This window comes from Lysobacter sp. P5_B12 (assembly GCF_056400425.1).
Genome location: NZ_JBFULG010000002.1, coordinates 296208 through 319236, shown reverse-complemented (window position 1 = coordinate 319236; position 23029 = coordinate 296208). Strand labels below are relative to the sequence as shown.

Sequence of the window (23029 nt, the reverse complement as noted above, 5' to 3'; positions counted from 1 at the left end):
GTGTCGCGCATGTTGTCCGGGCCTTTCGAGGCGCTGCTCGCCAATCGCGTGCTTGTCGCGCGCCTGGTGTCGCGCGACATCCGTTCCCGGTTCCAGGGCTCGATGCTGGGCGCGTGCTGGGCGCTCGCGGTGCCGTTGATCTCCTTCGCCGCGTATTGGTTCGTGTTGGGTGTCGTCCTGCAGGTCAAGTGGGGTGGCCGGCAGGATGCGTCGTTCGCACTGATGCTGTTCTCGGGCCTGGTCGTCTATTGGTTCGCCGCGGACGTTCTCGCGCGCGCGCCTTCGTTGATCCTCGAACACCGCGGATACATCGGCAAGGTCGTGTTTCCCCTGGCGACGCTGCCGTGGGTGTCGGTTGCGACGGCCGCGTTCCAGTTGTGCGCGAACCTGCTCATCCTGCTCGTCGCGCAATGGTGGATCGTCGGCGCCGTTCCACCCGCGTGGCCTTTGGTCCTGCTGGTCCTGCTGCCGCTCGTGCCGCTCCTGCTGGGATTGTCCTGGCTGCTCGCCGCGCTGGGCGTGTATCTGCGGGATCTGCAGCAACTGATTCCGCTTTCGCTGACGCTCGGGATGTTCCTCAGCCCGATCTTCTTTTCGACCGCGACCGTGCCCGATGCCTTCCGGCAGGCGATGTTCCTCAACCCACTCACGCTCATCATCGAGCAGTTCCGCGCGGTCGCGATCGAAGGGCAAATGCCGGACTTGCGCGCACTGTCGCTCCACGCGTGCATCGCCCTTTTCGTGATGTACGCAGGCCACGCGTGCCACGCACGATTGCAGCGAGGCTTCGCCGATGCGGTGTGAGGCGCCCATCCTGCACGCCAGGGCGATCGGCAAGCATTACGCGCTCTTCGACAAGCCGTCCCATCGCCTCTGGCACATGCTGTTTCCGCGCATGCGGACGTGGTGCACGCGGCAGGAGGTCCTCGTCGATGTCGACTTCGTCGTGCGGCGTGGCGAGACCGTCGGGCTCGTGGGGAGGAACGGCGCGGGCAAGTCGACGCTCCTGGGCATCCTGTGCGGCACGCTGGAACCGAGCAGCGGTGCGGTCGTGGTCAACGGCAGGGTGGCCGCGCTGCTCGAGCTCGGCGCCGGCTTCAATCCCGAACTGACCGGCCGCGAGAACATCGATCTCCGCGCGCGGCTGTACGGACTCGACAGCGCGAGGATCGACGCCAAACGGGACGAGATGATCGCCTTCGCCGACATCGGCGACTACATCGATCGCCCGGTGAAGCGCTATTCGAGCGGCATGTTCATGCGGCTCGCGTTCGCGGTCGCGGCGCACGTCGATGCGGAGATTCTCATCGTGGACGAAGCGCTCGCGGTCGGCGATGCGTTCTTCGTGCAGAAGTGCATGCGGCACCTGGAACGGTTTCGCGAGGGTGGGGGAACGCTCGTCTTCGTCAGTCACGACATGGGTGCAGTCACCGCGCTGTGCGACCGCGTGCTCTGGCTCGCCGAAGGTCGGATCGCGATGGATGCGGGCCCCAAGGAAGTGGCCGGCGCCTACCTCGCGGCGCTGTACGGCGGCGGCCAGGGCGATTCGACGATCGTTCGCAGGCCGGCGACCGGTGCGGGCGCCGACCATCGCGCCGCGCTGCTCGAAGACGCCAGGCTGCGCAACGACATCGCGGTCGCGGGGTTCGTTCCGGCGCACGACTTCGGCGAAGGCGGCGCGAGCATCGTTTCCAGCGCGTTCGTCGGGGTCGATGGAGAGCGACAGTCCCGCATCGTGGGCGGCGAATGCGTCCGGCTCGACGTGCAGGTGGTCGCGCAACACGCCATCGCTTCGCTGATCGTCGGCTTCGTGGTCAAGGACAAGCATGGCCAGCCGCTGTTCGGCGACAACACCTACCTGAGTCATCGGGATGCGCCGATCGCACTGTCGCCGGGAGACGGCGCGCGGGCGACGTTCGAATTCCGGATGCCGGTGCTGCCGCCGGGCCACTATTCGATCAGCCTGGCCGTGTCGGATGGGACACAGCGCGATCATCGCGTGCACCAGTGGATCCACGATGCGCTCCTGTTGACCAGCCGCGGCGATGCGATCGCCACCGGGCTGATCGGGATCCCGATGCATCGCATCGCATGCGTGCGCGACGATGCGGCTGCCATGGCGGCGTCGACATGAGCCGCGCGAACAACTTCGACGCAGTCCGCATCCTGGCGGCAGTTGCGGTCGTGTTCGGGCATGCGTGGCCCTTGAGCGGTGGCGTGGCGCCCACGTTGGCCGGCAATGGCGTGCAGGCGATCGCGGTGAAGATCTTCTTCGTCGTCAGCGGGTTCCTCGTGTCCAAGAGTTGGCGCGCGGATCCGGATCCGCGGCGGTACCTGCTGCGGCGCGCGATGCGGCTCATGCCGGCCTTGTGCGTGGTGCTGCTCGTGACGGTGCTGGCATTGGGTTTGATCGCCACGACGCTGCCCCGCGCGGACTTCTTCGCGCACGCGGACACCTGGCGATACGTCGTCGGCAATCTCGTACTCGCGCCGGTGTACGGATTGCCCGGAGTCTTCGGCCAGAACCCTTATCCCAACGCCGTCAACGGTTCGTTGTGGAGCCTGCCGGTCGAAGCGTTGATGTATCTGCTGCTGCCGCTGGTGGTGGTGACCGTCGGACGCAGTGCGCGAGGTCTGTTCGTTGTAACGGTGGCGATCGCGGCCGCTTGTCTGTATCACCTTGCCGGTTCGGGCGATTGGATCGCATGGGGCACGTCGTCGCGCTCGGTTGCCGATGTCGCGCCGTATTTCTTCTTCGGGGCGCTGTACGCAGTGCCCGCGGTCGAGCGCCGCCTCGACCCCGCGCTCGCGTTGCTGATGATCGGCGCCGTCGCGCTCCTGCAGTGGCCCGGCGCCATGGTGCAGCAGTTGGCGCTGATGCTGGTGCTGCCCTTCGCGGTGCTGTCCTTCGCTACGCGCGCCACCCCGGCCGCGTGCCGCGCGGGGCGCTTCGGCGACCCGTCCTACGGAATCTACCTGTACGCCTTCCCGGTGCAGCAAATGCTTTTCCACGCGTTTCCCGGGATGGGCCCCATGACCAATGCCGTCGTTGCGATTCCGATCGTTCTTCTCTTCGCCTATGCCTCGTGGCACCTGGTGGAGAAGCGCATCCTCAAGCGGAAGCCGCGTGCGCCCGCGCGCGCTGCGGCCTGCACCGAAGTGCAGCCGGCATGAAGGATTGCATCCTCGTCACCGGCGGTGCCGGCTTCATCGGCAGTGCGTTGTCGCGCGCGTTGGCCGGAAACGTTCGCCTGCCGATCGTCGCCGTCGACAACCTGCACCCCCAGGTCCATCCCGTGCGCCAGCGTCCCGCGGACCTCCACCCGTCGGTTGCGCTCGTGGTCGCGGATGTCTGCGAACCGCGCACCTGGCGCGACGTGCTGTCGGAATGGCGGCCTTCGGTGGTCGTGCATCTGGCCGCGGAAACCGGGACCGGCCAGTCGCTCAGCGAAGCCACGCGACACGCGCACGTCAACGTGACGGGCACGACCATGATGCTCGATGCGATGTCGGCGGTGGGGCACGTTCCGCGGCGCATCGTCCTGAGCAGTTCGCGCGCGGTGTATGGCGAAGGCACGTGGCGCAAGCGCGACGGTGTCCTGTTCAACCCGGGCCAGCGCTCGCGCGGAATGCTCGAGACCGCGTGCTGGGATTTCGCGGATGCCGACGCCCTGCCGTTCTCCGCCGGGCGCACGCCACCGAATCCGACCAGCATCTACGGTGCCACCAAGCTCGCGCAGGAACACATCGTGCGCAGTTGGGCGCTGAGCTTCGGTGCGGAGTTCGCCTGCCTGCGATTGCAGAACGTGTACGGGCCCGGGCAATCGCTCGACAACCCCTACACCGGGATCGTCTCCCTGTTCTGCCGGCTGGCCCGCGAGCGAAAGAGCATCCCCTTGTACGAGGACGGCAGGATGCGCCGCGATTTCGTGTTCATCGACGATGTCGCGCGTGCGCTTCGCGCGGCGATCGAATCGCCCGCCGCCGCCGGCGAGATCTTCGACATCGGCACGGGCCAGGCCACGACCGTCGCGGACATCGCCGATTGGGTATCGCGCCATTACGCGGCGCCGCCGCCGCACGTCTGCGGCGCCTACCGCCACGGTGATGTGCGGCATGCCGCATGCGAGATTGAGCGCGCACGTGCGATCGGTTGGTCGCCCGGGACCGCACTGCGCGAGGGCATCGTGCCTTTGTGCGACTGGATCGACACGCGACTGGGAACACGCCGATGAAGACGCCTTCGAAATCCCCGCCGCTGCGCAACGTGCACGTGCAGTCGGTGCTGTACGGCAACGCGCCCGAAGCGATCACGCGTGCCATGGCCCATCTGGAGCGTGCGGCCGATATCGCGATCGCCGCGGGCGTCGCCGAAAGCGTCGCGCTGGTCTACGGCGATTGCTCGCCGACACCCGTGCTGAAGGACGCCGTCAAATCCTTCCGGCGCCCCGGGTCTGCGTTTTCGTCGGTGGAATACCGTTTCTTCGGGGCCAACCTCGGATCGGCCCGCGGCCACAACCGCCTGTTCCAGGAAGCGCACGCGGACTACGTGCTGATCATGAACCCGGACATCATGGTCGCGCCCAACGTCCTGGTGGAACTGGCACGGCCCTTCCTCGACGGTCGCGCGGGGATGGTCGAAGCCAAGCAACTCCCGATCGAACATCCGAAGCACTACGACACGGCGACCGGGGAGACATCGTGGGCGGCGACCGCATGCGCACTGCTGCCGGCCGAGCTCCTGGAACGCATCGGGGGTTTCGACGCGGAGACCTTCTTCCTCTATTGCGACGACGTGGACCTGTCCTGGCGCGTCCGCCTCGCGGGCCGCACCGTCGTCTACCAGCCCAGCGCGAGCGTCTTCCACGACAAGGCCCTGGGCGCGCGCGGTGCGTGGGTCGCGGGCGAAGCCGAGCGCCGTTTTTCCGCGGAGGCGGCGCTGCTGTTGGCGTGGAAATACGACCGCGACGACATCGTCGCCGGCGCGTTGCAGTACTTCAACGCAAGCGACGACCCGCACCTGCGAGCGGCCGCCGGGGAATTCGCGCGCCGCAAGGCGAGTGGCGCGCTACCGCCGAAGGTGGAGAACGCAGGCAGGGTCGCATCGTTCGTCGATGGTGCCTATTCCAGACACAGGTTCGCACTCTGATGGACGACTACGACAACCAATTCGCCGACGACAACGTCTACGGGCATGTCCTCGCCTTGCTCGGCAAGTTCTCGCCCGCGTCGGGCGGGCTGTTCGTCGACGTCGGCTGCGGCTTCGGGCGCATCGCGGAAGTCGTGCGCGAGCGCTGCGGGCTCGAGTATGTCGGCTTCGATGTCGACGAACGCGCACTCGCGTCGCTGGCCTCGCGCGGCTTCGAAACCGTCACGCTCGACCTGCGCGCGCCGAAGGACATCGTGGAAGCGGCGCTCCGCAGGCATCTGCGCGGCCGGACAGTCGCCGCCCTGTGCGCGATCGACATCCTGGAGCATCTGCCGGAACCGACGCAGGTGCTGCATGCACTGCACGGCATCGGACGCGACATCGGCGCGCCGCTCCTGCTGTCGCTGCCGAACGTGGCGCATCGCGATGTCGGGCTCAAGCTTGCGATGGGGCGCTACGACGAAACCGTCGCAGGCCTGCTCGATCACACGCACCTGCAATGGTTCACCGCGAAGCGGCTCGCGCGCGTCCTGCGCTCCTGCGGGTGGCATGAAGTGCATGCGAAAGACGTGCTGCGGCATTCGAGCGACCAGTACTTCCCCGCCGAACACCCGTTGCTGAGCCGCGCCGCGCCGTTGCATCGCCTGGTCGCGCACCTCCGCGCGTCCGCCGACGCCTACGACGTGGTGAACCAATTCGTGCGCGCCTACCTGCCGGGGCCGCCGACGGTCGAGGTGGCGTCGCCGCATCCGCAAACGGACAGCGATGCGGATGTGCCGTTCCTCACCGTCGTGGTGCGGACGCAGGGGGCGCGCATCGCAACGTTGCGCGAAGCGCTGCTGTGCCTGTCCGCGCAGTCGTCGCAGGATTTCGAAGTGTGCATCGTCGGCCACGACCTGGATGCGCAGCGGCAGCTCGCCGTGGAGCGCGTCATCGCCGATCTCCACGACGACATGCGTGGCCGCGTGCGCCTGGTCCGTGTGGCGGGCGGGTCGCGCGCGACGCCGCTCAACGCGGGGTTCGCCGACGCGCGCGGACGCTACATCGCCGCGTTCGACGACGACGATCTGTTGCTCGGCAGCTGGGTGGAAACCTTCGAGGACCTTGCGCGAGGCTCGCCCGGGCAGATCCTGCGGCAAGTGGCGGTCGCGCAGGACTGGGACCTCGTCTCGCTCGCCGCGAGCGGGACGGCCTCCCGGGCCACGGGCGCGATGAAGCCCCTGTATCCGGAGTCCTTCGACCTGTTCGACCACTTCGTCGAAAACCGCACGCCCCTGCATTCGGTGGCGTTTCCCCGCGCGCTCTTCCATGACCTGCACTACCACTTCGACGAGACGCTGACCACGGTCGAGGATTGGGACTACATCATGCGCGCGGCGCCGCTCACGGGCGTGGCGGCATCGCCATCGGTCGGCTGCATCTATCGTCACTGGCGCAACCTGCACACCTCCGTCCTTGCGCACGATGACAGGGAGTGGCAATCCAACTATTTCCATGTCCTGCGCAAGATGGATCGATTGCCCCTGTTGCTCCCCGCGGGCTCGGTGCAACGCCTCCGCGACATGGCGGTGGAAGTGGCGCGAGGCATGCACCGGCCGCTCGAAGTCGTGAACTTCGATCCGCAACCCGATGCGCGGGTCGAGCAGTTGCGTCTCCAATGCCACGCCTTGCGCAACTCGCGGTCGTGGCGCTGGACCTTTCCCGTGCGTGCGATCGGTCGCATCCTCCGGGGAAAGTTCCAGCCCGACACGGACGTGCGCGTATGGCGAATGAGCGCGCCGGAACTCGAACGCGAGATCGCGGCGATCGAAGCGTCGACGTCCTGGCGCGTGGCCAGGGTCCTGCGCAAACTCAGCGGTCGATCAATTCACCGCCCGGCATGAACTGCCAGGTACGCGTGACGTGCAACACGTCGACGTCTTCCGGCGTCTTGGGCAAGGGCGCGAAGGGTTCGCTGAGTTTGACGATGCGCATCGCGGCCTCGTCGAGCATCGGCACGTGGCTGGAGTCGACGATCAACATCTTCTCGACCGTGCCATCGCGGCGGATCGCCACGCTGATGACGAGCAGGCCGCCGATGCGGCGACGGCGCGCTTCGTCCGGGTAATTGAGATTGCCGACGCGCTGCACGCGGTCGACCCAATTGCGCATGTATGCCGCGTACGCGTATTCCTTCGTGCTCGCCGAAACGAACTTGCGCTTCGGGCGCTTGGCGTAGGCCTCGCTGCGCAACTGGATTTCGGCGGCGCGGCGCGCCATCTCCATGTCGCGCTCGACCTTCGCGCGGCCTTCGGGATAAGGCGCCTCGACGGGTGGCGGCGTGTCGAACGGTTGCGTGGTGTGCGTGTCGCTGCGCATCGCGGTGATCACGCGGGCTTCGGGCGGCGGTTGCGGTGCCGGCGATTGGCGACGCAGCGGTTGCGCGGCCACGCCCGGCGTCGGACGGTCGGCGATGCCGATCTGCGCTTCGCCGGGGCGCGAGGCCTTGTCGTGTTCGCCGCCGCCTTCGTTGTTGGCTTGCGCGAGGAAGTCGGCCTGCTTGGGCGTCAGCGGGCTCTGGACTTGCGTGAGGATGACATCGAGCGTGGGCAGCACCGGCGCGGCATCGTCGAGCGCGAAGCCCACGCCCAGCACGAGGATGCCGTGCAGGATCAGCGAGAACACCGCGGTCGCGCCGAGACGTGCGTTGTCGCCGATCTGCGGCGGCGGGGGCGGGGCGGCGACGGCGGACATCGGGTCGGTGCGGTCTTCGGCTCTGGCGTCAGCGTTTGGCGAAAGCCACCGCGGCGCGGCGTTCGATCGCGTCGAACAGCGTACCGGCGATGTTGATCCCGAACTGTGCGTCGAGTTCGCGGATGCACGTCGGGCTGGTGACGTTCACTTCGGTCAGCCAATCGCCGATGACGTCCAGGCCGACGAAGACCATGCCGCGCCGGCGCATCTCGGGCCCGACCTGGGCGGCGATCCAGCGGTCGCGTTCGCTCAGCGGGCGGCCTTCGCCGCGGCCGCCGGCGGCGAGGTTGCCGCGGAATTCGTCGCCCTGGGGAATGCGGGCCAGGCAGTAATCGATGGGCTCGCCGTCGACCAGGAGGACGCGCTTGTCGCCCTGCGCGATCTCCGGCAGGTACTTCTGCGCGACGGCCTGGTGGCGGCCGTTGGCGGTGATGGTTTCCAGGATCACGTTGACGTTCGGCTCGCCGGCGGTCACGCGGAAGATCGATCGGCCGCCCATGCCGTCGAGCGGCTTGACCACGGCCTGGCCCACTTCGGCGACGAAGGCCTTCAGCGCCGTGGCATCGCGCGAGACCAGCGAAGGCGGGCAGCACTGCGGGAATTCGAGCGACCCCAGCTTTTCGTTGAGGTCGCGCAGGCCCTGCGGATCGTTGACGACCAGGGCGCCGGCGCCCTGCGCCAGGCCCAGGACCTGGGTGTCGTTGAGGTAGTCGGTGTCGACCGGCGGGTCGGTTCGCATCAGCACCACGTGCCCCGAACCCAGCTCAAAGTGTGACGTAGCTCCCAGTTTGTAGTGGTCGCCGTAGGTGTCGCGCACTTCGAGCGGGGCCGCGGTGGCGCCCGCGCGCCCGTCGCGAACCCAGAGCCCGCCGGGCAGCACGTACCACAGGCGATGCCCGCGGCGTTGCGCCTCGAGCAGCATCGCGAACGTGGAATCCTTGGCGATCTTGATCGACCCGATGGGGTCCATCACCACGACGACATCGAACATGTGGGCCTTGGCGACAGCGGCAATGGCGCCGGATGTTAGCAGGCGCGCATCCCGTGCCCCCGCCGGCGTGCGTGTGAATGCGTAGACTCGCGATTCAAGCTGAATTTCCGCTTGACGGCGATTCAATGGTCTGGGATATAGAGTGACCGCAGCGGCGCCGGGAAATGGGGGAGCGACGTGCGATTCGAAGGGGATCCCGTGATGCAGGAAGACGCGACGACCAACCTCAGTGGCTTGAGGGTGATGGTCATCGACGACTCGAAGACGATTCGACGCACCGCCGAAACGCTGTTGAAGCGCGAGGGTGCGGAGGTCGTCACCGCGACCGATGGTTTCGAGGCGCTCGCCAAGATCGCCGACAACCAGCCACAGATCATCTTCGTGGACATCATGATGCCCAGGCTCGATGGGTATCAGACCTGCGCGCTGATCAAGAACAACCAGATGTTCAAGTCGACACCCGTGATCATGCTGTCTTCCAAGGACGGCCTGTTCGACAAAGCACGGGGTCGCATCGTCGGTTCCGAGCAGTACCTGACCAAGCCTTTCACTCGGGAAGAACTGCTCGACGCCATTCGCAAGCACGTCACAGCCTGAACCGGGGGGTAGGGCAGCAACATGGCAAGAATCCTTCTTATCGAGGACTCGCCGACCGATACGGCGGTCCTCACGCAGCTGCTTGAACGCAACGGCCACCAGGTCCTTGCGTCGGCCAGTGCCGAAGACGGCATCGCCGTCTGCAAGCGCGAGCTGCCCGACCTCGTCCTGATGGACGTGATCCTGCCCGGCATGAACGGGTTCCAGGCGACGCGCGCGCTGTCGAAAGACGCCGCGACGAGCGCCATCCCCGTGCTGATCGTCAGCACGAAGGGCATGGAAACCGACAAGGCATGGGGACTTCGGCAAGGAGCCAAGGACTACATCGTGAAGCCGCCGAATGAGCCCAGCCTCATCGCGCGGATCAACGAACTGCTGGGTGCGTAAGGACATGGCCGTGATGACCGCTCCGACCCCACTGCGCCTTTCGCCGTACGAGGTCATCGCGGACTACGAGCGCCGCAGCCTCTCGCACGTCGCGGGCCTGCCCGAACAGCTCGAAGCGCCCGGCCTGTGGCGTGGCGTGGGCTATCGCATCGGCAAGCATCGCCTGGCCTCCGGCTTCGACGAAGTGGTGGAAATCCTGCCGCTCCCGCCGGTGACGCCGGTGCCGGGCGCACAGCCGTGGATGCTCGGCGTGGCCAACATCCGCGGCAACCTGCTGCCCATCGTCGACCTCAAGCAGTTCCTCGAAGGCGAACGCACCGTGCTGCACGAAGGCCAGCGCGTGCTGATCGTGCGCCAGGCCGGCGGCGACGTCGCGGTGACCATCGACGAGCTGTACGGCCAGCGTTCCTTCGTCGACGAACAGCAGATCGCCACCGACGGGCTGGCCGAAGGCCGCTACTCGCACTTCATCGACCGGGCCTACCGCCTGGGCGAACACCCGTGGGGCATCTTCAGCCTGTCGCTGCTGGCCCGCACTCCCGAATTCCGACAAGCCGCGGCCTGAGCCGCATCAGCAAGACATATAGAGGTTCGACATGAGCACGATGATGGAAAAGGGCCGCAGCATCGGCACGACGGCGTGGATCGGATTGCTGATCGTGTCGCTGATCTTGTTGGTGGGCAACATCGCCTACGCGACCTACCGCAGCTCCAAGCTGTCCGGCGCGAACGCCAACGCGGCCAGCCTGCAGGTGCTGTCGCAGCAGCTCGCGGTCCAGGGTCGTGAAGCCGTGTCGGGCAAGCCCGAGGCGATCGCGTCCTTCAAGGCCACGAAGGGCGAGATCGAAGACAACGTCGCCCGGCTGCGCAACGACTACGGCAACGAAGTCCCGGGCCCGATCGAGAAGGTCGCCACCACGTGGGCGCCGTTGGGCCGCAGCGCGGACCAGGTGATCGGCGCCGAGAAGACGGTCGTCGAATTCGCCGGCCACGCCGACAAGTTCACCGCCAAGGTCCCGCAGCTCCAGGCGCAACTCGACGAAGTCGTGCGCGCGATGTCGGCCGGCGGCGCACCCTCCTCGCAGGTCTACATCGCCCTGCGCCAGGTGGTGCTCGCTTCGACCATGGCCCAGCGCGTGACGCAGATCCGCGCCGGTGGCGCGACCGCCTCGCTCGCCGGCGACGCGCTCAAGCGCGATACCGACGTGTTCGAAAACGTCCTGAAGGGCCTGCGCGACGGCGGTTCGGCCAACGTGCAGAAGCTGTCCAACAACGCGGCGATCAGCTCGCTCGGGCAGGCCAACGTCCTGTGGACGGACATGAAGAAGGACCTCGACGCGATCCTCGCAGGCTCGGGCAACCTCTTCGCCGCGCAGTCGGCGGCCGCCTCGATCACCACCGGTTCGGACGCCCTGCTCGACGACAGCAAGAGCCTGTTCGACGCGCTGACCGCCTTCGGTTCGGTCAAGAGCACCAATCCCGTCGGCCATCCGCTGGTCACGCTCGGCTCGGGCTCGTTGCTGGTCATCTCGATCCTCGGCCTGTTGTTCTCCTTGTGGCGCCAGCAGCAGAAGCGCTTCGAAACCACCAAGGAACTCAACGACCGCAACCAGGAGGCGATCATGCGCCTCCTCGACGAAATGGGTTCGCTCGCAGAAGGCGACCTGACGGTGAAGGCGACGGTCACCGAAGACATGACCGGCGCGATCGCCGACTCGATCAACTTCGCCGTCGAACAGCTCCGCAGCCTCGTGGCCACCATTAACGACACGTCGGTGCAGGTTGCTTCGAGTGCGCAGGAAACGCAGGCCACCGCCATGCACCTGGCCGAAGCCGCCGAACACCAGGCGCAGGAAATCAACTCGGCGTCCGACAAGATCACGGAAATCGCGGCGTCGATTAACCAGGTGTCGCGCAACTCGGCCGAATCGGCGGACGTGGCGCAGCGCTCGGTGCAGATCGCGACCAAGGGCGCCGGCGTCGTGCGCCAGACGATCGCGGGCATGGACTCGATCCGCGACCAGATCCAGGAAACCTCCAAGCGCATCAAGCGCCTCGGCGAAAGCTCGCAGGAAATCGGCTCGATCGTTGAGCTCATTAACGACATCTCGGAACAGACGAACATCCTCGCGCTGAACGCCGCGATTCAGGCGGCCTCGGCGGGTGAAGCGGGCCGCGGCTTCGCGGTCGTCGCGGACGAAGTGCAGCGACTCGCCGAACGCGCGTCCAACGCGACGAAGCGAATCGAAACGCTGGTCCAGACGATTCAGTCCGACACCAACGAAGCGGTGAGTTCGATGGAACAGACGACCTCCGAAGTGGTCGCCGGTGCACGCCTCGCGGAAGACGCGGGTACGGCGCTGGGCGAGATCGAAAAGGTGTCGTCCGACTTGTCGAACCTCATTCAGGGCATTTCGACCGCAGCGCAACAGCAGTCCGGCGCCGCGGCGAACATCACCGCCACGATGAACACCATCCAGCAGATCACCTCGCAGACCTCGCAGGGCGCGAGCCAGACGGCCGAATCGATCGGCAACCTGGCCCAGCTCGCTGCCGACCTGCGTCGTTCGGTCGCGGACTTCAAGCTGCCTGCCTAACAACGCGGCAGCAGCTGCAAGGGATCAAAAGGCATGACCGCGTTGCGCGACGCCATCGACACCACCACGCTCGGCTGGATCAAGCCGGAGATCGACGAGACCCTGCGCCAGGCGCGCAGGGACATCGAGGCCTTCGCCGAAGATCCCTCCGACACCAACTACATGCGCTTCTGCGCGAGCTTCCTGCACCAGGTGCACGGAACGCTGCGGATGGTGGAGCTGTACGCCCCGGCGATGGTCGCCGAGGAAATGGAGCGCCTCGCGCTCGCCCTGGTCGTGCCGCAAGGCGCGGCCGGTGCGGTGGCCGATCGCGACGAAGCCTGCGCTGCGCTGATGCGCGGTGTCGTGCTGCTGCCCGATTACCTCGAGCGCCTGCAGGGCGGCCACAAGGACATCCCGATCGTCCTGCTGCCGCTGCTCAACGAGTTGCGCGCCGCGCGCGGCGAAACCGGGCTGAGCGAAAGCGTGCTGTTCGCGCCCAACCTCGACCGCCCGCTTCCCGAACACCTGCCCGCGCCGATGGCGCTGCCGCGCCAGAGCCGCCAGCTCATGGCTGGCCAGCAGTTGTCCGCGTTGCGCGAAGCCCTCGCGCAATGGCCCGAAGACGGTGCGCCGACCAACATCGGCGGCATCGCGAAGGCGATCGACGGCCTGCTCGAAAGCGCCGACCACGAAGCCACGCGCCGCATGCTGTGGGTGGCCTCGTCGGTCGCCACCGCGCTGCGCGACGGTGCGTTGCCTGCCACGAAGGCGCTGCGCCAGGCCTTCGCCGGCGTCGAACGCGAAGCGCGCCACATCTTCGAAGGCGATGGCTTCAACGCGCCGCGCGGTGAACCCACCGCCGAACCGACCCGCCAGTTGCTGTACCACGTCGCCCACAACGAACAGGCGCACAACGCACTCGATGCATTGCGCGACACCTTCGACCTGGCCGCGCAACTGCCGACCGAATCCGAACTCGCGCATGCGCGCGGCAGCCTGAGCGGTCGCAATCGCGCGCTGCTGGATACCGTCGCCGCGGCGATCAAGGAAGACCTGCTGCGCGTCAAGGACGCGCTCGACCTGCACCTGCGCACCAAGCAGACCGGCGTTGCCGACCTGCAGCCGCAGGTGGAAGCCCTCAGCCGCGTCGCCGACACGCTCGGCATGATGGGCCTGGGCGTTGCGCGCAACGTCGTGCTGCAACAGCGCGATGCCATGCATGAAATCGTCGCGGGCAATCGTTCCGCCGACGAAGGCGCGCTGCTCGACATCGCCGGTGCGCTGCTTTACGTGGACGCATCGCTCGACGACCAGGTCGCACGCCTGGGCCGCGCCGACAGCGAAGACTCGGACACCATCGGTTCCGAATCGCGCAAGGTGCTCGACATCCTGATCCGCGAGGCGATCGCCAACTTCGCCGACGCGCGCCAGGCCTTCGTCGCCTTCGTCGAAACCAGCTGGGACCATTCGCAGCTGACCGACGTGCCGCGCCTGCTCGATGAAGTCGGCGGCGCGCTGCGCATCCTCGAATTGCCGCAGCCGGCCGAATACCTCGTCGGCGTCGCGCGTTACACGCAGAACGAATTGCTCGCGCGCAAGCGCGTGCCGAACGGCCAGCAGCTGGACACGCTCGCCGACGCGCTCGCCTCGATCGAGTACTACCTCGAAGCGATGCGCGACAACCGCCCGAACCGCGAGGGCATCCTCGACATCGCGCGCCAGAGTCTGGAAACGCTGCGCTACTGGCCGCTGCCGGCGGTGGAAGCGGCGAAGGCCGCCGAATCCGAAGCGGCGTTCGACATCGGCGCCAGCGCCGAAGCCGAATCCACGCAGGTCGTCTCCACGCCGACGCAGCCCGTCGACGCCGAGCCGGTTGCGTTCGTTTCCGAACCGACGCCGCCGGTCGCCGCAGCGCCTCCCGCACCGGTCGCCACCGGCGCCGCGGGCGGGTTCGAAGCGACCAGCGACGACATCGACGACGAGATCCGCGAAGTGTTCCTCGAGGAATTCGAGGAAGAGATCGGCCATCTGGAATCGATGCTGCCCGCATGGCGCGCGGCACCGGAAGACAACGACAAGCTGCGTCCGATCCGCCGCGTCTTCCACACGCTCAAGGGTTCGGGCCGCCTGGTCGGCGCGAAGACGCTGGGCGAGTTCAGCTGGAAGATCGAGAACATGCTCAACCGCGTGCTCGACGGCACGCGCCCGCCGAGCGAAGCGGTCATCGCGCTCGTCGACCAGGCCTATTACACGCTGCCGCACCTGCACGCCGCGCTGCGAGGCGAAGCGCCGCTGACGGCGGACCTGGCCGGCATCGAAGCCATCGCCGATCGCGTCGCCGCGGGCGAAGAGGCGACGTATGTCGCCGCCGCCGCGCCGGTGGTCGAAGTGGCTGCGCCCATCGCCGAAGCCACGGTCGAAACGATCGTCGAAGTCGTGGAAGCGCCCGCCGTCATCGCGGAAGCCGTCGTCGCCGACGAAGAACCGACGATCGCCGCGAAGGTCGACCCGGTGTTGCTCGAGATCCTCGGCACCGAAGTCGGCGGACACCTCGTCACCATCGATGCGTGGCTCGCGCAGGCGCAGTCGCATCCGATCGCCGCCAACGATGCATTGCTGCGCGCGATGCACACGATGAACGGCGCGTTCGCGATGACCGAAGTGCCGGCCATCACCAACCTGACGGGCCCGGCCGAAACCTACATCAAGCGCATGCTCGCCGCGCACGCGTTGCCGACGGTGCAGGGCGTGGCCGCGCTGGCCGCGACCGCCGAGGCGATCCGCCGCACGGTCGATGCCTTGCAATCCGACACGCCGCGCGTGCCGGTGTTCGAAACGCTCGCGCGCCAGGTCGCCGAACTCCGCGACTCGCTGCCCGAAGCGAAGATGCCGCTGCTGCCGACCGAACCGGTCGAACTGGAAGCGGCCGAACTCACCGGTGGCATGGATCTGTCGGAGTTCACCGACCTCGCAGCGCAGGCGCCGGTCGATACCGGCCTGCAGTTGCAGGACGAAGCCGCGCAGCCGGAAAGCGAAGGCGTGGCCACGACCGACGAGATGGTCGTGTCCGAAGACCTCTCCGCCTTCCTCGACCTCGCGCGGGAGATCCCGGTCGATGCCGGCATCGTCGGCGGCGAAGCCGAAGACGACATCGAAGAGATCGTCCTCGAGGACATCGTGCTCGACGGCGAGATCCAGACGCCGACGCACGATGAGATGCGCGCCGACCTGGAATTCGACGAAGCGTCGATCGAATCGATCACGATGGAAGCATCGGATCTGTCGCTCGAATCGCCCGCGATGGAATCGGGCGAGGCCTTCGATGCGGCCGCCGTAGATGCGCAGGCCGCGCTGGAAGCCTCCTTGCTCGACGCCGAGCGTCTGGAATCCGAGCGCATGGAAGCGGAACAGCGCCTGCACGCGCTGGAAACCGCCGAGCGCCTGGAAGCCGAACGCATCGCCTTCGAACGCGAAGAAGCCGAGCGCGTCGAAGCCGAACGCGTCGAAGCCGAACGCCTCGAAGCCGAACGCGTCGAAGCCGAGCGCCTCGAAGCCGAACGCGTCGAAGCCGAACGTCTCGAAGCCGAACGCCTCGAAGCCGAACGCCTCGAAGCCGAACGCGTCGAAGCCGAACGCGTCGAAGCCGAACGCGTCGAAGCCGAACGCGTCGAAGCCGAACGCGTCGAAGCCGAACGCCTCGAAGCCGAGCGCCTCGAGGCCGAGCGCCTCGCCGCCGAAGAAGAAGCCGAATACGCACGCATCGAAGCCGAAGAGGCCGCGCTGCGCCAGGCCCGCGAGCAAGCCGAAGCGCAAGCCGCGCAGCCGATCGCACCGGTGGATGAACCCGCCGTCGAAGCCGAACCGGAAACCGAATCCGAACCCGCCGTCGCGCAGATGCTCGCCGACGCGATGGCCGGCCACGGCGACCCCGACGAACCGCTCGACCTCAGCGACCTCGACCCCGAACTCGTCGACATCTTCTGCGAAGAAGGCGGTGACCTGCTCGACCATTCCGACGGCCTGCTCGCGCAGTTGCGCGAAGCGCCGACCGAGCGCGAACACCTGGTCGGCCTGCAGCGCGACCTGCACACGCTCAAGGGTGGCGCGCGCATGGCCGGCATCATGGCCGTGGGCGAACTCGGCCACGCGATGGAATCGCTGCTCGAAGCGGTGGTCGAACATCGCTCCGAACTCGGTCGCGACGGCATCCCGTTGCTCGAGCGCGGTTTCGACCGCCTGCATGCGATGGTCACGCGCGTCGCCGAACGTCGCGCGATCGCGATGCCGGACGCCCTGATCGCGCAGTTCGACGCGCGCGCCAAGGGCCGCACCTACGAGCCGGAAGCCGAACCGGCTTACGAACGTCCGGTGCACACGCCGAAGGTCGAACTCAAGCCGCTGTCCGCACCGGTGGATTCGCAGCCGGTCGGCGACGACGACGATGGCAGCGTGCGCGCCCCGCAGGAACAGGTGCGCATCCGCGCCGACCTGCTGGACCGCCTCGTCAACTACGCAGGCGAAGTCGCGATCTACCGTTCGCGCCTGGAACAGCAGCTCGGCGCCTTCCGCGGCGCCATGGGCGAAATGGAGCAGACCAACGCGCGTCTGCGCGACCAGCTGCGTCGCCTCGATATCGAAACCGAAGCGCAGATCATCGCGCGCTACCAGCGCGAGGACACGGCGGACACGACGTTCGACCCGCTCGAACTCGACCGATTCTCCAACCTGCAGCAGCTCAGCCGCGGCCTGGCCGAGTCCTCCGCGGACTTGACGTCCTTGCAGGGTTCGCTCGAAGACCTGACGCGCCAGTACGAAACGCTGCTGCTCCAGCAGTCTCGCGTGAGCTCGGAACTGCAGGAAGGCCTCATGCGCACGCGCATGGTGCCCTTCGATGCGCTCGTGCCGCGTTTGCGCCGCGTCGTCCGCCAGGCGGCGGGCGAAACCGGCAAGAACGTGCAGCTCAAGCTCGAAGGCGCGCAGGGCGAACTGGATCGCAACGTGCTCGAGCGCATGACCGCGCCGCTGGAACACATGCTGCGCAACGCGGTCGCGCACGGTCTGGAAGCGCCGGCCGAGCGCAAGAAGCACAAGAAGAACGAGGAAGGCACGATCCGCATCGCGGTGCGCCGCGAAGGTTCGGAAGTCGTGCTGGAAGTCGGCGACGACGGTGCCGGCCTCAACCGCAACGCCATCCGCAAGCGCGCCGAAGAACGCGGCCTGATCCGCAACGACGCCGTGTTGGCCGACGCCGACCTCGACGCGCTGATCATGGAGCCGGGCTTCTCCACCGCCGACACCGTCAGCCGCCTCGCCGGCCGCGGCGTGGGCATGGACGTGGTGGCCAGCGAAGTCCGCCAGCTCGGCGGCGCGCTCGACATCAAGAGCCGCCAGGGCGAAGGCACGACGTTCACGCTGCGCCTGCCGCAGACGCTCGCGGTCACGCAGGCGGTGTTCGTCAAGATCGGCGAAACCACGTACGCGGTGCCGATCGCATCGGTGCGCGGCGTGGGCCGCATCGGCCGCGAACAACTCTCGGGCGAAGAGCACTACAGCTACGGCGGCGAAGAGTACGGCCTGCACGATCTGGGCCTGCTGCTCGGCCACGCCGCGGCGAAGGCCGAAGGCCAGTTGCAGATGCCGCTGCTGCTCATCCGTTCGGGTGAACTGCGCGCGGCGGTGAGCATCGACCAGGTCGTCGGCAACCGCGAAATCGTGGTCAAGCCGGTGGGCCCGCAGGTCGGTTCGGTGCCGGGCATCTTCGGCGCGACCATCATGGGTGACGGCTCGGTGGTCGTGATCCTCGACGTCGCACCGCTCGTGCGCCGCCAGGCCTCGATGCCGCGCGACATCGCGCCGGCGCCGCAGGTCGAAGCGCGCCGCGTCCCGCTGGTCATGGTGGTCGACGACTCGGTCACGATGCGCAAGGTCACCGGCCGCGTGCTCGAACGCCACAACTTCGAAGTCGCCACCGCGAAGGACGGCGTCGACGCGCTCGAGAAGCTCGACGAGCGCGTGCCCGACCTGATGCTGCTCGACATCGAAATGCCGCGCATGGACGGTTACGAACTCGCGACCGCGATGAAGGCCGACGCGCGCCTGCGCAACGTGCCGATCATCATGATCACCTCGCGTACCGGCGAGAAGCATCGCCAGCGCGCGTTCGACATCGGCGTGGAGCGTTACCTCGGCAAGCCGTACCAGGAGCACGAACTGCTCCGCAACGTGTTCGAACTGCTCGCCGAACAGGGTGGCCCGCGCAATGACTGATCCGTCCCCGCGCGTCGCACTGCTCGCGCGCCCCGGTGAAGCCTGCGAGCGCTTGCGCGCCGCGCTGCGCGAAGCCGGCGGCGACGTGGTGATCGAAGCCGATCCGTCGGTCATCGATCCCGAAGCCCTGCGCATCGCCGCGGTGGAGACCGTGCTCGTCGCGCTGGATCCGGCGGTGGAAGACGCGTTGGAAAAGTTCGACGACGTACTGGCCGATCGCGCGATCGAAGTGATCTTCGACGAAGCCGATCTCGCCGCGCGTCGCGAAGGCTGGGATGCCGCACGTTGGGTGCGCCATCTGTCGGCGAAGCTGCATCGCCACGACGACGTGCTGCCGCCGGGCCGCGAACCCGACGCCGATCCGCTGCCGCGTCCGGGGCGCCCGGAGAAGCCGGAAGATCGCCACGTCGACGCCGACATCGCGACCTTCGTGGCCGAAGCCGACGATCACGTCGCGCAGGTGCCGCGCGAAGAAGCGATCGGTGCGCCGCCCGTCGTGGAAGCGATCGCAGTCGAAGCGAACGAAGTCGAAGCGAACGAAGTCGAAGCGATCGAATTCGACATGCCGACTATCGATGCGGTGGTCGCGATGCCGGAGGTCGAAGAGATTTTCGAGGCGCCGGTTTTCGAAGCGCCGGTACTCGAAGCCCCGGTTGCCGCGGAAACACAGGAAGACACCTTCTCCTTCGCGCTGCCCGATTTCGAAGCCGCCGAACGCGAAGTGCCCGCGGCAGCGCCGCAACACGGTGAAGCCGCGTCCGGCGCGCTGTCCTTCACCGACGACATCAACGATCTGGACTTCGCCGGCGATACGCCGTCGTTCGAAGCACCCGCGCCGGCCTTCCGCGAGGAATCGGCGCAGGATTTCGACACGCTGCTGCGCGATCTGGGCAATGCTCCGACGGAAGAATTCGCGCCGAAGGAAGAACTCCCGAGCATGGGCTTCGACATCGCGCCCATCGACGCGCCGCCGACGCCCAAGCAGGCCGAACGCGCGATTCCGAGCTTCGGGAATCTTTCGCTCGAAGACCTGACCGACGCACCCGCGACGACCACGCCGCGCGTGGAGGAAGCGCCGGTCGCCGCGCAGTTCAAGCAGAACCTCGACGCGCTGGAAAAGAAGATCTCGTCGCTTGCGCTCGTGGGCGCGGGCGCGTCGGGCGGCGACCACCAGGGCGCGGTGCTGATCCTCGCCGGCATCGGCGGCCCCGATGCGGTGCGCCAGATCCTGACCGCGTTGCCCGCGAGCTTCCCGCGCGCGGTGCTCATCAGCCAGCGCCTGGACGGCGGCCGCTACGACCGCCTCGTGCAGCAGATGGCGCGTGCGTCGATCCTGCCGGTACACCTGGCCGATGCGAGCACGAAGATCTTCCCGAACAACGTGTACATCGTGCCGCCCGAGCTCGGCCTGGACGGCACGCATGGCCTGAACTTCGCGCCGGGTTTCTCGCTGCTCGATGCGCTGCCGGCGGAAGACTCCGCCGTGCTGATGCTGAGCGGCGCGGATCCTGCGCTCGTCGATTCCGCGATGGCCCACGCCGCACGCGGCGCGCTCGTCGCCGGTCAATCGCCCGATGGGTGCTACGACGCGGCCGCGCCGATGGCCTTGACCGAACGCGGCGCCGCTGCCGCGTCGCCCCAGGAACTCGTCCAGTCGCTGCTGCAGCGCTGGCCTGCTTGACGCATTCGAGAATGACCGCGATGTCCAACGCCCAAGCCACCGATCACCAAACGCACGACGTCCGGGGCGTTCTCATCCAGATCGCCGGCGGCCGCCTGCTGCTGCCGAACGCGACGATCGCCGAAGTGATGTCCTACGCCGATCCCGAGCCGATCGCCAACACGCCCGACTGGATGCTCGGCCGCATCCGCTGGCGCGGCTGGCAGTTGCCGCTGATCGCGTTCGCGCGCCTGTCGGGCATCGCCAGCGGCGAAGCCGGCGGCCTGGGCAGCAAGGTCATCGTGCTCAAGGCACTGGGTGGCGACTCGAAGGCGCCGTACTTCGCGATGTTGACGCAGGGCTTCCCGCGCCTGGTGACGGTGTCCCGCGAGACCGTGATCACCGACGCCAGCGACCCCGACGACCAACTGCCCGAAGGCGTGCAGGCACGCGTGCTGCTCAACGAAGACCACGCCTTGCTGCCGGACCTGGAGCGCATCGAGACGTTGATCGGCGAAGCGTTGACCGCCTCGGCCGCGTAAGCCTCAGGCCAAGTCGCCGAATCGGCCCTGCAACGCCGCGATCGCGGCGATGCCCGCGGTTTCCGTTCGCAATACACGCGGCCCCAGGCGCAAGCCCGTGAATCCCGCCGCGTGCAAAACGGCGCGATCGCGCTCCGACCATCCACCTTCCGGCCCCACCGCGAGCACGCACGCGCCTTCGATGGCCGGTAGCGTGGCGATCGTGTCCCGTGCTTCGGGATCGAGCAGGAAACGGTGCGGCGACTCCAGCGCCTGCGCGACACCCGACAGCGGTTGCACGACCGCGATCGCCGGCACCCGCGCACGCCCGCTCTGTTCGCACGCCGACACCACCACGCTGCGCCAGTGCGCGAGGCGCTTCACCGCGCGGTCGGCTTCCAGCTTCACTTCGCTGCGGTCGCTCTGCACGGGAAGCACCGAGGCCACGCCGAGTTCGGTCGCCTTCTGCAGGATCCAGTCCATCTTCTCGCCGCGCGCGATGCCTTGCACCAGCGCGATGCGCAGCGGCGATTCATTCCCGACTTCGCGACGCGCACCAACCTGCACTTCCACGCTGCGCTTGTTGGCGACCAGCAGCGAGGCCGCGTAATCGCCGCCGTCGCCGTTGAACAACACGCACGCATCGCCTTCCTGCAGGCGCAGCACGCGGACCAGGTGGGTGGCCGCATCGCCGGGCAGGGAGATGATCGCGCCCGCTTTCAAGGGCATGTCGACGAACACACGCGTGGTGCGCATCAGGCGGCATCCTTCGTGGCGTGGAAGATGGCCTCGCGCGTGACGCGCGCGAGCAGGTCGAGCTGATCATCGTCGGTGCAGTAGGGCGGCATCCAGTACAGGATGTCACCCAGCGGGCGCAGCACCACGCCGAGTTCGAGGGCCTTGCGATAGGCGTGCAGGCCCACGCGCGATGCCGCATCGAAAGGCGTGGCCTTGTCGCCGTGCTTCGTCAGTTCGAAGGCGACGATCATGCCGGCCTGGCGCGCATCGGCCACGTGCGGCAATTGCGCGACCGATGCCGCGAGTTCGTCCATCCGCGCGGCCCGCGCCTGGTTGCGCACGAGCACGTCGTCTTCGTCGAAGATCGCCTGCGCGCGCAGGGCCGCCGCGCACGCCAGCGGATTGCCGGTGTAACTGTGCGAATGCAGGAAAGCGCGTTCGCGCGAATCGTCGAGGAAGCCGTCGTAGATCGACTGCGTCGCAAGGACGGCCGCAAGCGGCAGGAAACCGCCGGTCAACCCCTTCGACAGACACATCAGGTCCGGCTGGATGCCCGCCTGCTCGCACGCGAAGCGCGTGCCGGTGCGACCGAAACCCACCGCGATCTCGTCGGCGATGAGGAACACGCCGTGCGCATCGCACAACGCGCGCGCGCGCTTGAGGTACACCGGATCGTGCATGCGCATGCCGCCGGCGCATTGCACGCGCGGTTCGAGGATCAGCGCGCAGACTTCGTGGCCATGGCGCTCGAGAATTTCGCGCAAACCTTCGGCCGCACGTTCTGCGCAATCGACCGCCGTTTCGCCATCGCGGGCCAGATACGCGTCCGGCGACGGCGCGAAGAGCGCTTCGGCCAGCAGCGGCGCATACACGCGGCGATACAGCGGAATATCGCCGACCGCGAGCGCGCCGATGGTTTCGCCGTGATACCCGTTCTCCAGCGCGATGAACTTCGTGCGTTGCGGCTGCCCCTGGTTGCGGAACCAGTGGAAGGCCATCTTCAGCGCGACTTCCACGCCCGCCGAACCGTTGTCGGCGTAGAAGACCTTCGACAGCGGCGCGCGGCCGGCCTCGCGCGGGGCGAGCGCAAGCAGGCGTTCGGCGAGCGCGACCGCGGGCTCGTGCGTGAAGCCGGCGAGGATCACCTGTTCGAGCGTGCCCGCCTGTTCCGCGATGGCACGCGCGATGCGCGGCTCGGCGTGGCCGAACAGGTTGGTCCACCAGCTCGACACCGCGTCGAGGTAGCGCCGCCCGTCCATGCCGACGAGCCATGCGCCTTCGCCCCGCGCGATCGGCACCAGCGGCAGAGTGGCGGGGTGTTCGCGCATCTGCGTGCAGGGGTGCCACAGCACCGTCAGGTCGCGCGCTATCATCGGGTCGAAGCTGTCCATTCGTGCATTCTGCGTC

The 23029-nt window shown here is 67.6% G+C and carries 17 protein-coding genes and 3 pseudogenes; 15 read left to right on the top strand and 5 right to left on the bottom strand.

Going from position 1 to position 23029, the window contains the following annotated elements; genetic code table 11:
• The first annotated feature begins 9 nt into the window (after positions 1–9).
• Genes AC1DOM_RS04970 through AC1DOM_RS04945 form a run of 6 tightly spaced genes read left to right on the top strand, consistent with a single transcriptional unit; the run spans position 10 to position 7032 of the window.
• Positions 10–804, top strand: coding sequence for an ABC transporter permease (locus AC1DOM_RS04970; RefSeq protein ID WP_498960813.1), 795 nt, complete (start codon positions 10–12; stop codon positions 802–804).
• A complete protein-coding gene (locus tag AC1DOM_RS04965) occupies positions 794–2134 on the top strand; it encodes an ABC transporter ATP-binding protein (protein WP_498960811.1) in 1341 nt (446 codons plus the stop codon). Before AC1DOM_RS04970 ends, AC1DOM_RS04965 begins: the two co-directional genes overlap by 11 nt.
• Positions 2131–3174: an acyltransferase family protein gene (locus AC1DOM_RS04960; RefSeq protein WP_498960809.1), complete on the top strand. Its 1044-nt coding sequence runs from the start codon at positions 2131–2133 to the stop codon at positions 3172–3174. The genes AC1DOM_RS04965 and AC1DOM_RS04960 overlap by 4 nt, the downstream gene beginning before the upstream one ends.
• Positions 3171–4235 carry an NAD-dependent epimerase/dehydratase family protein gene (locus AC1DOM_RS04955; protein WP_498960807.1) on the top strand — a complete coding sequence of 355 codons (1065 nt, stop codon included), beginning with the start codon at positions 3171–3173 and terminating at the stop codon, positions 4233–4235. Before AC1DOM_RS04960 ends, AC1DOM_RS04955 begins: the two co-directional genes overlap by 4 nt.
• Positions 4232–5149, top strand: a complete 918-nt coding sequence (locus AC1DOM_RS04950) for a glycosyltransferase family 2 protein (protein WP_498960805.1) — start codon at positions 4232–4234, stop codon at positions 5147–5149. Before AC1DOM_RS04955 ends, AC1DOM_RS04950 begins: the two co-directional genes overlap by 4 nt.
• Positions 5149–7032 carry a methyltransferase domain-containing protein gene (locus tag AC1DOM_RS04945; RefSeq protein ID WP_498960803.1) on the top strand — a complete coding sequence of 628 codons (1884 nt, stop codon included), beginning with the start codon at positions 5149–5151 and terminating at the stop codon, positions 7030–7032. Before AC1DOM_RS04950 ends, AC1DOM_RS04945 begins: the two co-directional genes overlap by 1 nt.
• Here the strand turns inward: AC1DOM_RS04945 and AC1DOM_RS04940 are convergent.
• Both AC1DOM_RS04940 and gshB read right to left on the bottom strand, forming a co-directional pair.
• Positions 7001–7882: an energy transducer TonB gene (locus tag AC1DOM_RS04940; protein ID WP_498960801.1), complete on the bottom strand. Its 882-nt coding sequence runs from the start codon at positions 7880–7882 to the stop codon at positions 7001–7003. The two genes, AC1DOM_RS04945 and AC1DOM_RS04940, sit on opposite strands and share 32 nt — an antisense overlap.
• A gap of 28 nt (positions 7883–7910) precedes the next feature.
• Entirely contained in the window at positions 7911–8873 is a 963-nt protein-coding gene (gshB, locus tag AC1DOM_RS04935; protein WP_498960799.1) for a glutathione synthase, read from the bottom strand.
• Positions 8874–9074: 201 nt separating this feature from the next.
• Here gshB and pilG point away from each other — a divergent pair, with 201 nt between their 5' ends.
• From pilG to AC1DOM_RS04910, 5 genes and pseudogenes are all read left to right on the top strand, one after another.
• Positions 9075–9470 carry a twitching motility response regulator PilG gene (gene pilG, locus AC1DOM_RS04930; RefSeq protein ID WP_036169627.1) on the top strand — a complete coding sequence of 132 codons (396 nt, stop codon included), beginning with the start codon at positions 9075–9077 and terminating at the stop codon, positions 9468–9470.
• A 21-nt stretch (positions 9471–9491) separates the two neighbouring features.
• The gene (locus AC1DOM_RS04925) at positions 9492–9857 is read left to right on the top strand and encodes a response regulator (RefSeq protein ID WP_498960797.1); all 366 of its coding nucleotides are present in this window, start codon (positions 9492–9494) and stop codon (positions 9855–9857) included.
• A 13-nt stretch (positions 9858–9870) separates the two neighbouring features.
• Positions 9871–10422 carry a chemotaxis protein CheW gene (locus AC1DOM_RS04920; protein ID WP_498960795.1) on the top strand — a complete coding sequence of 184 codons (552 nt, stop codon included), beginning with the start codon at positions 9871–9873 and terminating at the stop codon, positions 10420–10422.
• Between the two features lie 31 nt (positions 10423–10453).
• Entirely contained in the window at positions 10454–12454 is a 2001-nt protein-coding gene (locus AC1DOM_RS04915) for a methyl-accepting chemotaxis protein (protein WP_498960792.1), read from the top strand.
• Between the two features lie 33 nt (positions 12455–12487).
• Positions 12488–14623, top strand: a pseudogene (locus AC1DOM_RS04910) (FimL-related protein); the annotation flags it as partial.
• Positions 14624–15695: 1072 nt separating this feature from the next.
• Here AC1DOM_RS04910 and AC1DOM_RS04905 read toward each other — a convergent pair.
• Positions 15696–16100 (bottom strand): annotated as a pseudogene (locus tag AC1DOM_RS04905) (pentapeptide repeat-containing protein); the annotation flags it as partial.
• Here AC1DOM_RS04905 and AC1DOM_RS04900 point away from each other — a divergent pair.
• From AC1DOM_RS04900 to AC1DOM_RS04885, 4 genes and pseudogenes are all read left to right on the top strand, one after another.
• A pseudogene (locus AC1DOM_RS04900) lies at positions 15983–16231 on the top strand (hypothetical protein); the annotation flags it as partial. The pseudogenes AC1DOM_RS04905 and AC1DOM_RS04900 overlap by 118 nt on opposite strands.
• Before the next feature lie 99 nt (positions 16232–16330).
• Positions 16331–18703: a response regulator gene (locus AC1DOM_RS04895; protein ID WP_498961281.1), complete on the top strand. Its 2373-nt coding sequence runs from the start codon at positions 16331–16333 to the stop codon at positions 18701–18703.
• Positions 18696–20384 (top strand): chemotaxis protein CheB, encoded by a 1689-nt coding sequence (locus AC1DOM_RS04890; protein WP_498960791.1) that lies wholly within the window; start codon positions 18696–18698, stop codon positions 20382–20384. The genes AC1DOM_RS04895 and AC1DOM_RS04890 overlap by 8 nt, the downstream gene beginning before the upstream one ends.
• 20 nt (positions 20385–20404) lie before the next feature.
• The gene (locus AC1DOM_RS04885; protein ID WP_498960789.1) at positions 20405–20905 is read left to right on the top strand and encodes a chemotaxis protein CheW; all 501 of its coding nucleotides are present in this window, start codon (positions 20405–20407) and stop codon (positions 20903–20905) included.
• 3 nt (positions 20906–20908) lie between these two features.
• Here AC1DOM_RS04885 and AC1DOM_RS04880 read toward each other — a convergent pair whose 3' ends face one another.
• Together AC1DOM_RS04880 and bioA are read right to left on the bottom strand one after the other, a co-directional pair.
• Positions 20909–21640, bottom strand: a complete 732-nt coding sequence (locus AC1DOM_RS04880; protein WP_498960787.1) for a 16S rRNA (uracil(1498)-N(3))-methyltransferase — start codon at positions 21638–21640, stop codon at positions 20909–20911.
• Positions 21640–23013 (bottom strand): adenosylmethionine--8-amino-7-oxononanoate transaminase, encoded by a 1374-nt coding sequence (gene bioA, locus AC1DOM_RS04875; RefSeq protein ID WP_498960785.1) that lies wholly within the window; start codon positions 23011–23013, stop codon positions 21640–21642. The genes AC1DOM_RS04880 and bioA overlap by 1 nt, the downstream gene beginning before the upstream one ends.
• Positions 23014–23029 lie beyond the last annotated feature (16 nt).

What these genes read in the sequence shown, in the direction of transcription:
- AC1DOM_RS04970 (WP_498960813.1), top strand. Translation starts at nt 10, where the DNA reads ATGTTGTCCGGGCCTTTCGAGGCGCTGCTCGCCAATCGCGTGCTTGTC.
- AC1DOM_RS04965 (WP_498960811.1), top strand. Translation starts at nt 794, where the DNA reads ATGCGGTGTGAGGCGCCCATCCTGCACGCCAGGGCGATCGGCAAGCAT.
- AC1DOM_RS04960 (WP_498960809.1), top strand. Translation starts at nt 2,131, where the DNA reads ATGAGCCGCGCGAACAACTTCGACGCAGTCCGCATCCTGGCGGCAGTT.
- AC1DOM_RS04955 (WP_498960807.1), top strand. Translation starts at nt 3,171, where the DNA reads ATGAAGGATTGCATCCTCGTCACCGGCGGTGCCGGCTTCATCGGCAGT.
- AC1DOM_RS04950 (WP_498960805.1), top strand. Translation starts at nt 4,232, where the DNA reads ATGAAGACGCCTTCGAAATCCCCGCCGCTGCGCAACGTGCACGTGCAG.
- AC1DOM_RS04945 (WP_498960803.1), top strand. Translation starts at nt 5,149, where the DNA reads ATGGACGACTACGACAACCAATTCGCCGACGACAACGTCTACGGGCAT.
- AC1DOM_RS04940 (WP_498960801.1), bottom strand. Translation starts at nt 7,882, where the DNA reads ATGTCCGCCGTCGCCGCCCCGCCCCCGCCGCCGCAGATCGGCGACAAC.
- gshB (WP_498960799.1), bottom strand. Translation starts at nt 8,873, where the DNA reads ATGTTCGATGTCGTCGTGGTGATGGACCCCATCGGGTCGATCAAGATC.
- pilG (WP_036169627.1), top strand. Translation starts at nt 9,075, where the DNA reads ATGCAGGAAGACGCGACGACCAACCTCAGTGGCTTGAGGGTGATGGTC.
- AC1DOM_RS04925 (WP_498960797.1), top strand. Translation starts at nt 9,492, where the DNA reads ATGGCAAGAATCCTTCTTATCGAGGACTCGCCGACCGATACGGCGGTC.
- AC1DOM_RS04920 (WP_498960795.1), top strand. Translation starts at nt 9,871, where the DNA reads ATGACCGCTCCGACCCCACTGCGCCTTTCGCCGTACGAGGTCATCGCG.
- AC1DOM_RS04915 (WP_498960792.1), top strand. Translation starts at nt 10,454, where the DNA reads ATGAGCACGATGATGGAAAAGGGCCGCAGCATCGGCACGACGGCGTGG.
- AC1DOM_RS04895 (WP_498961281.1), top strand. Translation starts at nt 16,331, where the DNA reads ATGCTCGCCGACGCGATGGCCGGCCACGGCGACCCCGACGAACCGCTC.
- AC1DOM_RS04890 (WP_498960791.1), top strand. Translation starts at nt 18,696, where the DNA reads ATGACTGATCCGTCCCCGCGCGTCGCACTGCTCGCGCGCCCCGGTGAA.
- AC1DOM_RS04885 (WP_498960789.1), top strand. Translation starts at nt 20,405, where the DNA reads ATGTCCAACGCCCAAGCCACCGATCACCAAACGCACGACGTCCGGGGC.
- AC1DOM_RS04880 (WP_498960787.1), bottom strand. Translation starts at nt 21,640, where the DNA reads ATGCGCACCACGCGTGTGTTCGTCGACATGCCCTTGAAAGCGGGCGCG.
- bioA (WP_498960785.1), bottom strand. Translation starts at nt 23,013, where the DNA reads ATGGACAGCTTCGACCCGATGATAGCGCGCGACCTGACGGTGCTGTGG.